Below are 10,718 nucleotides of genomic sequence, written 5' to 3'. Positions count from 1 at the left end.
CCTCCAACCCGATTACGAGACGAGGGAGTTCTCAGGCACTGATAGATTCCGGATGCACTGCTGCATACAGGGCGCGAGTCGGTCAGTCGGAGCAGACGAGAACACGGGTCGTAGTTCGGTCAGGAGCCTCATCTCAGATAGCATCTCTCCGAGACGGGTGACACCCAACTCTTCCCAAACTCGTATCGGGTGACGGTGAGGCTACAGAATATGTCTGATCCCGGGAGTGGAATTTCAAAACACTACGTGAAGTCGATTCAGGCCGCTGTCGTCTCGATTCCGTTTGCAGTGATGGCTGCACCCCTCTTATGAGACGATAGCGCAGCGTGGTATTTCGTCGGCGTTTCCGTCCTCTTGATCTTGTATTCGTTCTTCTCGATAATACGGGCTTGAGAGGACGACATCCCACGAGACTCGCCTCATAGACGGTGGGCTGATCCGGTAGCAAGAGCAGACCAACCGCTGCCACCGTGCTGACTACACCCTCTGTATCGGGCACGCCCATACTGTCAGGTAGCGAGATGATAGGGAGAATCGCTCGTATCTCCGGACATGAGTTGTCGTCCAACCCGGTTACGGTTTCTGGACTCCCAGTATTATTTTTATCAGTGATTGTCTTGGCTACTATGGAAACAGCTGAGATCCCTCCGACGTCAAATTTTGAATTCGGGGCTCAGCACCTCCGGAAGGAGCTTCACGACGAGTTCGCGGGGCAACGCCAGTACGGGATTTCGACCCCTTCAGCCAATTCGTTCATGTTCGTCTTCACCGACCCTAGATAGAGAAACACGGGTACAGCGACTGGTTCCTGAGTAATGAGCTGTTCATGTACTCCGGCGAAGCCCGGGTGGGCAATATGACGATGGATGGGGGAACGAGCGGATCCGAGGCCACGTGGAGAACGGTGATGATCTCCATGTCTTCGAGGGGGGCGGAGAGAGTAACGGCGCTGACGTTGTGGCCTGCGACGGGGAGCACGAGTACGTCAATCACTACTGGGAGGAGGCTCTGATGACGAGGGAAACGTGTGGGATGCGATCCGATTCAAACTTTCCCCCTGTCGGAGGTACTGAGGCAGACATCTCCGAGAATGAGCTTGACACAACGGAAAAAAGAGCTGCTCAGACTAGCCAAGGAGGCCGATCCCTCACGAGAAGAGGCTGGAAACACTACTCCAACGGAAACCAGTGGTTCTGGGAGCGGGACCACACGCAATGAGGTCGTATATGAGTTCGCTCTCCAGGTGGCAGATGTGGTTTGCCAGAGATGCGGTGAATACGCCTCATTCTATACCAAGGGTGGCGAGCCGTCGGGTGATTTTTCGTAGCTCTACACGGTGCCTAAACTCACCAGAGCAAGAGTGAGACAGGGTGAAGGAATCGATATACCGAGTTCACTCAGTTCGGAGAGTCCTCACGAACAATCTACTTTACGAGAGCGTTCCTTCATCTGCCTCCTTATTATCAATTCTCACACTTCAGCACACTGACAATAGACAACTCGCATTGAAAAATCAGAATTGTCGGAGTTCCCGGAGTTCATACTTACCATCTCCTCTTAATAATCATTTATATTCTAAGTCAGTTAGCACTCGGCAATAGGTATTTTCAGGGGGACAACGAGTTATGAGACATGACCCAATACGATGCAGTTGGAATTGTAGATTTCTTCAACGATACGGGCGGCTACGGCTTTATTCAATGTGACCAAGCCGGAGAAGATGTTTTTTTCCACATGGAGGATATTGGCGGCCCGGACCTGACTGAAGGAACAAAGGTCGCGTTCGACATCGAACAAGCCGAAGAAGGACCAAGAGCAATCAACGTTGTTCGTGACCCCAACGAAGGCGATAATCTCGACATCGAACTTGTTGCGGACCGGACGGGGGTGGATCAGAAAGTGGCAGAACAAGCGTTGGAGACGGTTGACGGCGACCTCGCAGCCGCTGTAAACCGTATCGAGTCTGACAAGATCAATGCACCCGACGAGGACAAGTCGTTCCGGGAACGCGTTGAGGAGATCCGCGAGCAGCGTGACATGGAGCCTCCGACGGACGCCTCGGACGGTGATGATTCCCCCGACGAGGACAAGTCGTTCCGGGAACGCGTTGAGGAGATCCGCGAGCAGCGTGACATGGAGCCTCCGACGGACGCCTCGGACGGTGATGATTCCCCCGACGAGGACAAGTCGTTCCGGGAACGCGTTGAGGAGATCCGCGAGCAGCGTGACATGGAGCCTTCGACGGAGGGCGCTGCTGGGACTGCCACTCCCAACGAAAATAAATCGTTCGAAGAACGCGTTGAGGAAATTCGCAGGCAACGTGAACAGGAACGTCGTGAACAACTCAACGAGCAGAGTGGGCATGAACCATCTTCAGTTCATGAGGACGATTCTGACGAGTCCGAGAGAGGAGCGTCGGTAGCCGACATCCCCGAGTCCCAGGAACCGGGCGTGGAAGCGGTCGCGAGCCCGCCACGTCGGCCCAGCCTGTCACATGAGGGTCTAACGATTGCCGAGGAGATTGGCGCCGGGGGGCAGGCGATCATCACCGAGGCGCGGCTGCCCGAGGCCAAGCAGCCGCCGGCGAGGGTCGCATTACGGGAGCCGGACACATCGGCGACGCTGACCCGCGAGGCCGTCGAGGAGTTCCTCTCACAGGCGGAGACCTGGGCGACGGTCGACGCCCGCGAACGGGAGAAGCGCCGCTGGGCCGACTCCGAGCACATCGTCGGGGTAATTGCCACGGGCGACCGGCAGCCGTGGGTGGCGATGGAGTACATGGACGGGGGCGACTTGGAGGAGCTGCTGGTCAAGCATCCCGACGGGCTGCCGGTGGGGCAGGCGCTGTGGACGGGTGCGTGTGTCTGCAAGGGCCTGGAGGTCGCACACAACCTGGGAAAGGTGCATCTGGACGTGAAGCCGAGGAACGTGCTGTTGCGTGAGACCGACGGGTGGTCGTGGCCGAAACTCGCGGATTGGGGGCTGTCCCGCACGCTGGCCGAGGAGACCGGCACGATGGAGGGGCTGTCGGTCCAGTATGCCGCGCCCGAGCAATTCGACTCTACCAAGTTCGGGGACCCGGACCAGTTGACGGACATCTACCAGGTCGGGGCCCTGGTGTACGCGCTGTTGACTGGCGAGCCGCCGGCGACGGGCGGGCAACTGGAGGTGATGAAGACCGTCATCGGAGAGGAGCCGATTGCGCCGCCGGGCGACCGGCGTGCTGAGTTGCCCCCTGAAGTTGACGCGGTGGTCGGGCTGGCGCTGGAGCGGGAGAAGACCGACCGGTACAGTTCGGTGAGCGTGTTCGGGGACGCGCTGCACGCGCTACGCACGGGTGGGCGGCTCCCGCCGGCGGTGGCCGCCCGGCTCGATGAGTAGGCCACTTGTCTTCCAACCCGTGCGCGCCGAGCGTTCACCGATGTTCAAGTATGCTTGCTTAACCTCTTCGGTGTCTACGCTTAGACAGATAATATCAGATTGGAAACAGTGCAGAATAAAATAATAAGTAGAAATATCGAAGTCTTCACCCTCAATCACCTCATGAGCCATAAAAATGCAATCAGCCGTCACAAACCTTTCAATATATTCTTGTTTTGCAAGTTCTGAGTTGCCAAACTCGATGAGCAGCGTCTCGTCCGGGAGGTTGCTCTCTAGTATGCTACCGAGAACTCGTCATGGCTGCATTGGCGAGCGTATCAGATCAGAACGCCGCCAGCCCCCCGTCAGCGAGGCTGTTTACATCACGCTGTATCCCGGGAGACGCTTGCCAGTTCGAGCGGGGTCGTCTCGTTCGTGGGAAGCCAGCCCGAACAAAAGAAGACGGGCTCAGTTGTCGTCAGCCTCTGCTCCGTCGGCGCTCGCGTCTGTGTCCGCCTTCCCGTCGTTGACGGTGTCGGCCGCGTTGGACTGGTCCGGTTCCTGCTCGACATTCGCCCCGGCTGATTCGGCCGTCGTAGTCGTGTTCCTTGTGACCCATGCCCCCCGTTTCCGGCCGCGGCGGTACCAATACGCGAGTCCGCCGACGATGCCGACGAGGAACGCAGCGACGGGAAGTCCCAGTTCGGACTGGTCCCATTTGATGCCGCGACCCTTCAGCCGGAACATATCGCCCACCGCTGCGAGGCCGACAATCAAGTTGACTGCCGAGACGATTACCGCTAAGGTTCCCAGGCTCACGTCCGATTTGAGTGCCGTCCCGAAAACGAACAACTGTGCCGAGATGGCTGAGGCGAGAATGTACTTTAGATTCGAATCTGGAGCATTGTGCCCGACCAAGTCTTCCGGGCGCCAGTCGTCCACCCGTCGCGTTGCCACAAGGACAAGACCGGTGATAATGAAGGCGGAAGTCAGCGAACCCAGCAGTCCGCCGACCCAACCGGCATAGGTCACGGCCCCATCCGGGGGGAGAATCCCCGCGCCCACGCCGAACGCGATGGCGAAGAGAAGGTGATACCATCTGATTCCCAGTCTATCGACCCGTCGTGTTGTCGCGTTTTCTGTGCTCATGAGTTCGCCCCGCGAACGCACCGATTCACGACGGACCATCCTGGCTGTCGGCCCCGTGTCGGCGCGGCGAATCGGTATTCAGTCATACACTAATCCGCTGCTGAAGCCGTCGGTTCCCTCCTCGACACCTCCCGTTTCGGAGGATTGCGTGATGTGATAGGCCTGAACGCCCTTGCTCCCGTACGAGGCTGCGACATCAGAAGTCGTACTTGTCCCCTGAAGAGTGACCTCTCCCCGACTGATGCTACGCTCCAGGGCCGCTGAGGAGGACTCCGAAGCTTGGATGTCAGCAACCGTCTGGCACTCCGCCCGGACGACGACTGTTGGATCCTCTGCCTGGCCGATCCGGACCTGCTCTACCGTTCCGGCCTCGCTGACAGTGGCCGCAAAGTACGACCCCCCGCCGACAATGATTGAGAGTTGCTCGTCGACAACGCGACTCTGTACGGATTCGGGCAGGATAGCCATCGTTTGTTCCGCAAGACTACCGAGCCGTTCGGAAATCTCGCTCTGGTCTTCGTCGAGGCAGTCTAAATTGGCGACTGGTCCGTTATTGTCGACTAACGACCCAGCACCGCCCATTGCGACTGCCTGCACCGGGACGACGAAAACCAGCACGCACAATACCACCGTCACGGCGTTTTTCAGGGCGGTGACGTGCGGTTCATCAGCCCCCCACTTGAGGTTCATACTGATATCTATCTTTCATATGCACATATAAAGAGTCTTTGACGCACAATCTGGACCGAGGATTAGGATTCGAGGAACCAGTTTCCGAGTTCGTCCCGGAGATACACGATAGAGTCGTAGCGGTCGGATCGGTCCCACGCCAGCGCGGAGCGGAGGATGCCGTCGAGTGCGACCGGCACGTCGGCGACCGTGCTGGGTGGCTTCGGGGTCCGCCCATGCTCCCCCTCGTCGGGAGCCGTTTGGAACGGCGGTCGGCCGGTGAACAGTTCGTAACACACGGCTCCGGCCCTGTAGACATCGGTGATGTCATCCGTCGTCCCTGCCACCGCATCAGTCTGCTCCGGCGCCGCGTAGGGGGAGGTACCCCCGGCGAAGGACGAGAGGATTCCGGAGGTCCCCCAGTCGCTTACTTTCGGCCAGTCCCATATACCAGCTGGCGTCTCGCGGAACAGCACGTTCCGAGGGGTCAACCCGAGGTGAGTCACGCCATGGCGATGTGCATGATGGACCGATTTAGTGATTGCCAGAGCGGTCCAGAGGGTCTGAGGCAGGTCCAGTGTGCCGGCACGTTCGGCCAGCGTTCCTCCGTCCATATATTCCATGGCGATCCACGGCAGCGGCTCCGCGGCGTAATCCAGCACCCGCACGATGTGATCGTGGTCGTCAATCTTGCTCCAGACTTCCGCCCCATCCAGTAGCTCCTCGATGCGCGGACGATGGAGGGTCTCCGTGCCTGCGGGTTCTTTTACAGCGACGCTCTGCTCGCCGTCCGCAGTCGGACGTCCCCCCAAGACCACCCGTCCGTTGCCCGCACTGTGGAGCTCTTCGCGCTCCGTGAGCGAGTTGTAATCAACGGAGACCGAGTCGACCGTCGGCGCCGCTTCGGGGAGGTGCTGGTCAATGACCGTTCTCGGAACTTCTACAGCAGCTCGGTCGGCCGTCCCGGAACCGGATGCGTCGGAACCCTGCCCCTCGGTGGTTGTGTCGGCCGCCTCCGACGTCGACAACCTAGTCCCGGCCGTTGATTCGCCGGTCCGCGTCTCGTCCCCGTCGTCGTCCGCCGACAGACGCCCCCGGAGCCACCAGAGGCCGCTACTGCCCACGACGGCACCACCGACAAGGGTAGTCAAGAGCTCTATTGAGAAGAGATCGTTCGACGATTCTCCGACCGCCAGGGCGTTACGTGGAGTCGGGGATTCGACATCATCCCCAATCCCACCTCCCTCCGTCCGCGTCGAAGCCGGAGTCGCGCTGCCCTGTGCCAACGCGAACACCGAGCCGGTGCCGCTGCCGATATACACAGTTTCGCCGGCCACCGCCGGCGACGAGAACACCGGCCCGCCAGTGCGGTGGGACCACTGCTCGGTCCCGTCAGTCGCCGCCAGAGCGTACACCGCCCCATCGACACCACCGATGTAGATGACTCCGTCGACCACCGCTGGGGACGAGAAGACCCGGTCGCCTGTCGCGAAGCGCCATAGCTCCGTCCCGTCTGCCGCCGAGAGCGCGTATACCCCGTTGTCCTCGCTGCCGATATAGACCGTTCCGTCAGCGACCGCCGGCGAGGAGGCGACTCCACTGTCGGCCGTGAATACCCACTGTTCGGTCCCGTCGGCCTCCGACAGGGCGTACACAGAGCCGTCCAGGCTCCCTGCATACACGGTGCTGCCAACCACCGCTGGTGGGGATTCGACCCACCCATCGGTACTGTGGGTCCACTGCTCGCTCCCGTCCGTGGTCGAGACGGCATGAACGGCGCCGTCCCGACTCCCTATGTAGACAGTCCCATCGGCCACCGCCGGGGAGGACCAAATCTCGCCGCCGGTCTCGTACGACCACCGCTCACTCCCGTCCGCTGTCGAGAGAGCGTAGATCGCACCGTCATGGCTCCCCAGGTAGACCCTCTCGTCCACGACGGTGGGCGAAGAGACGACGCCTCCCCCCGTCTCGAATGTCCACCGTTCCTCTCCATCCGCGGCTGAGAGTGCGTACACCGATTCATCCAGGCTTCCCACGTATACGGTTCCGTCATGGACTGCAGGTGAGGAACTGACCCCATCGCCCGTTTCGTAGCTCCACTGTTCTTTTCCATCCGCGGCCGAGAGTGCGTACACCGAGCCGTCGGCGCTTCCGATGTAGACGGTTCCGTCGACCACCGCCGGAGAGGAGCTCACGCCATCGCCGGTCTCGTAGGTCCACCGATCGGTTACTGGCGCACTCGGGGCGATGCCGGCCACATGGCCCGTGTTCATCCGATTCTGTCCGAACTGTGGCCACCGCTCATCGGACTGTGCCCTGCCACGCCGTGTGGCACCGGCACCGACCCCGCCCCCGCCGGCGAGAACCCCCATCACCCCGAGGAGCTCCCGTCGCGTCAGGACCTCGCGTGTCACACGTTATGTGTGAATTTCGCCGTATGCACAAAAACGTGGCTCACATCGCATCTGGCGAAGCGGTATCCGAGGCAGCGTGCACTGATGTTCTCCCTAAGCTTCTGCTCAATACGTGTCACCACTGGTCGTGGTAGAGCCGTTTGAGCCCATCGCGGAGGTAAACAATATCATCGTACCGCTCGCTTCGATCGGTCGCAAGCGCCCGCAGCAATACCTGATCCACATCCTGTGGGAGGTCGGCAATCTCGCTCGGTGGCGTCGGTTCGGCCTCAAGTACTGACTGCATCACCTCCGCAGGACGTCCCTCAAACGGCGGTTGGCCGGTGAGGAGTTCGTAGAAGACTACTCCAAGCTGATAGATGTCTGTGATGTCGTCGGTCGGCGTCTCCTCGTCGAACTGCTCCGGAGCGGCGTACTGAGGGGTAAGCCCCTCGACACTATTAGAGTGATCAAGCAGATAGCGCGAGAGCCCCCAGTCGGCGACTTTTGGGACATCCCAGCCATCATCACTCTCGCGGAACAGGACGTTCTCGGGTTTCAGGTCGAGATGGGCCACCCCCTTGCGGTGTGCGTGCCGGACCCCCCTCGTGATACACAAGGCCGCCCAGAGGGCCTGAGGCAGGTCCAGTGTGCCGGCGCGCTCGGCCAGCGTCCCTCCATCCATATACTCCATGGCGATCCACGGCAGCGGCTCCGCGGCGTAGTCTAGCACCCGCACGATGTGATCGTGATCGTCAATCTTGCTCCAGACTTCGGCCTCAGAAAGCATCCGCTCAACATCATCAGAGCGGATGGTCCCCGCGACGCGTGGCTCCTTCACCGCAATCGTCTGGTCACCTGCGTCCGTCGGGAGCGTCGCCCTGACCACGTCCGCATTGCCCCCGCTTCCGATAATCTCCCGATCGGTCAGATACCCGTAATCGACCGACACTGATGGAGCACCGGGGAACCGGTCAGCCGTCGGCTGTGACGCGGGCCGCGCGCGGTCAGACGTCGAGGTTGCCGTAGTGTCAGCCGACGAATCGGTAGCGGTCCTGTCGGATGCCTCGACTTCCGGAACTGGAGTGTCGCTTCCGTCTGCGTCGCCATCATCGTCCAAAATATCGGGACGCGACTGCCCCCTGTCGGTACGCCGGCGTCGGAGCAGCCACGCGCTCCCGCCACCGAGTCCCAGCACGCCCAGTACGACCGGGGCAAGTTCCCGCAGTCCCGGTCCGCCTGTTCCGACACGAGCCGGGATTTTGTCGTCGGTGAGCGCGTAGAGGCTCCCGTCGTTGCTCCCTACGTAGACAGCTCCATCGACCACCGCAGGAGACGAGGCGACGAGATCGCTCGTTTCGAACGACCATTGTGTGTTGCCGGTATCAGCATCAACGGCGTAGACGTGGCGGTCGCCACTGCCGAAGTAGACGAGACCGTCAGCCACGGCTGGTGAAGACTGCACGGCTCCGTCGGTCTCGACCATCCACCGCTCGTTCCCCGTCTCAGCTTCGACGGCGTAGAGCCGGCGACTAAACAGCCCATTCGCGACGTACACGGTGCTGTTGGCGACCGTGGGCGATGTGCCAACGAGGCCGTCCGTTCTGAAGCGCCATCGTTGCTCTCCGGTGCCGGTATCCAGCGCATAGAGGTACCCGTCGCCGCTGCCGACGTATACGGTGCTGTCGACGACTGCCGGTGAGGAGGCTATCCCATCACCTGTCTCAACCCGCCACGTAACCTCTCCTGTGGTGATGTCTATGGCATAGAGGTGTGTATCCGCGCTCCCGACATAGACGGTTCCGCCGGCGACTGCTGGTGACGAGGTAATCGGACTGCCGGTATCGACTGTCCACCCGACCTCGCCGTCTCCCGCAGCCATCGCGTACAGACGACCGTCCTCGCTCCCCACGTAGACAGTTCCGTCGGCCACGACCGGCGAACTACTCACGTTGTCATCAGTGGCTGTCGTCCAAGTGACATCACCGCCAGACGCATCGACCGCGCGGACCGCCCCGTCGTCGCTGCCAAAATAGATAGTCCCATCCCGGAATGTCGGCGACGACCGGACACGGCTGCCGGTCTCCACCGACCATTGTCGTTCCCCTGAAATGGCGTCAAGAGCGTATAACGTGCCGTCGTCGCTCCCGACATAAACGAACCCGCTTGCGACCACCGGCGTGGTGGCTACCGGACCACCAGTCTCGTGGCGCCAAGCGGCGGAAACTGAACTAGTGGGCCCGACCGCTGGACTCCGGCCGCTGTTGCGCCGGTCGAAACTGAACGTCGGCCACTCCACCGCTCCCGCTCCTGTCTGGGAGGCCACTCGTTCGGTCATGACCGTGCTACCTATGAGGAGCCCGGACTGGAGGACGCGACGGCGAGTTACCCACCTCATGCTTGGTATGGACTCATCCTGACGGCAAAAAGGTTGTATCGTTTACACAGGTTCAAGCAGAATGCCCCGGGCTTGACCCCGAGGCGATTCACACTGCAGACATCGTACGACCCATTTCCGTTCGTGTCTATCCGAATGAGACAGAGAAGTGGGTCTTCCAGACCGACGCTGCCGTGCGTTCGTCTCCAGTTATAATCTATGTGATGGTCTACATCGGGAGTGCTGATGGGACACTGTACGCGCTCGGTGAGCAGGAAGCCACCTCAACAGCGACTCTGACGACATCCGAGACTGATACAGCCACAAGCGCTGTCACTAGCGCAACAGCATCAACCGGCGGCGGGCCCGATTCCTAACTAACTCTGACTACGCTTGGGGTTCTCGGCCTCGGCGGAGCGGGTGGTGCTGGAGCGTGGCAGATGCCCAGGAACGGCGATAACGGGGATTGCGAGGAGAAGTCTAGCGATTCTCCTCCGGGTCGGAACGGTGACGAGCCGAAGGGCGCTGGCCGCGTCTCGGCCCCAGGCCAGGCGACCAACGCTTATATTGAAAGCCACTCAGAACACTCCTCGGCAACTCCCCCCGTGCCCCCTTAGGCGGGAAGATACCAACCCAGAATCCGTCCGTCCCCGAACTCTCGGTTGAATACGACGCTCTCACAAATCGGGAGCCGGTCGGCGGCGGCAACGCTGACATTACAGCGGTAGCGAGGCGAAAGCCCACCCCTTCAGGGGTGGGATGAAGCCGAC

Annotated in this window: 6 protein-coding genes and 1 pseudogene; 2 read left to right on the top strand and 5 right to left on the bottom strand. The window is 60.8% G+C overall.

What is annotated here, in order from left to right; translation table 11 throughout:
• Positions 1–774: 774 nt before the first annotated feature.
• Positions 775–993: a hypothetical protein gene (locus tag DP107_RS19235; protein ID WP_144263697.1), complete on the bottom strand. Its 219-nt coding sequence runs from the start codon at positions 991–993 to the stop codon at positions 775–777.
• 639 nt (positions 994–1,632) lie between these two features.
• Here DP107_RS19235 and DP107_RS19230 point away from each other — a divergent pair.
• Both DP107_RS19230 and DP107_RS19225 read left to right on the top strand, forming a co-directional pair.
• Positions 1,633–1,833 (top strand): annotated as a pseudogene (locus tag DP107_RS19230) (cold-shock protein); the annotation flags it as partial.
• Positions 1,834–2,037: 204 nt separating this feature from the next.
• Complete coding sequence (locus DP107_RS19225) at positions 2,038–3,381, top strand: serine/threonine-protein kinase (RefSeq protein WP_338072753.1); 1,344 nt, start codon at positions 2,038–2,040, stop codon at positions 3,379–3,381.
• A 447-nt stretch (positions 3,382–3,828) separates the two neighbouring features.
• Here DP107_RS19225 and DP107_RS19220 read toward each other — a convergent pair whose 3' ends face one another.
• The 4 genes from DP107_RS19220 to DP107_RS19205 all read right to left on the bottom strand — a co-directional run bounded on the left by DP107_RS19220 (position 3,829) and on the right by DP107_RS19205 (position 9,969).
• Complete coding sequence (locus DP107_RS19220; protein ID WP_144263696.1) at positions 3,829–4,509, bottom strand: SLC5/6 family protein; 681 nt, start codon at positions 4,507–4,509, stop codon at positions 3,829–3,831.
• Between the two features lie 78 nt (positions 4,510–4,587).
• A complete protein-coding gene (locus DP107_RS19215) occupies positions 4,588–5,199 on the bottom strand; it encodes a hypothetical protein (protein WP_144263695.1) in 612 nt (203 codons plus the stop codon).
• A gap of 62 nt (positions 5,200–5,261) precedes the next feature.
• Positions 5,262–7,592, bottom strand: coding sequence for a beta-alanine-activating enzyme beta-propeller domain-containing protein (locus DP107_RS19210; protein ID WP_144263694.1), 2,331 nt, complete (start codon positions 7,590–7,592; stop codon positions 5,262–5,264).
• Between the two features lie 115 nt (positions 7,593–7,707).
• Positions 7,708–9,969, bottom strand: a complete 2,262-nt coding sequence (locus tag DP107_RS19205; RefSeq protein WP_144263693.1) for an outer membrane protein assembly factor BamB family protein — start codon at positions 9,967–9,969, stop codon at positions 7,708–7,710.
• Positions 9,970–10,718: the final 749 nt, after the last annotated feature.

The sequence above is a fragment of the Haloglomus irregulare genome (genome assembly GCF_007421925.1).
Classification (GTDB): domain Archaea; phylum Halobacteriota; class Halobacteria; order Halobacteriales; family Haloarculaceae; genus Haloglomus; species Haloglomus irregulare.
Note: the sequence above shows the minus strand (reverse complement) of the source record. Positions and strands in the feature narration are given on the sequence as shown.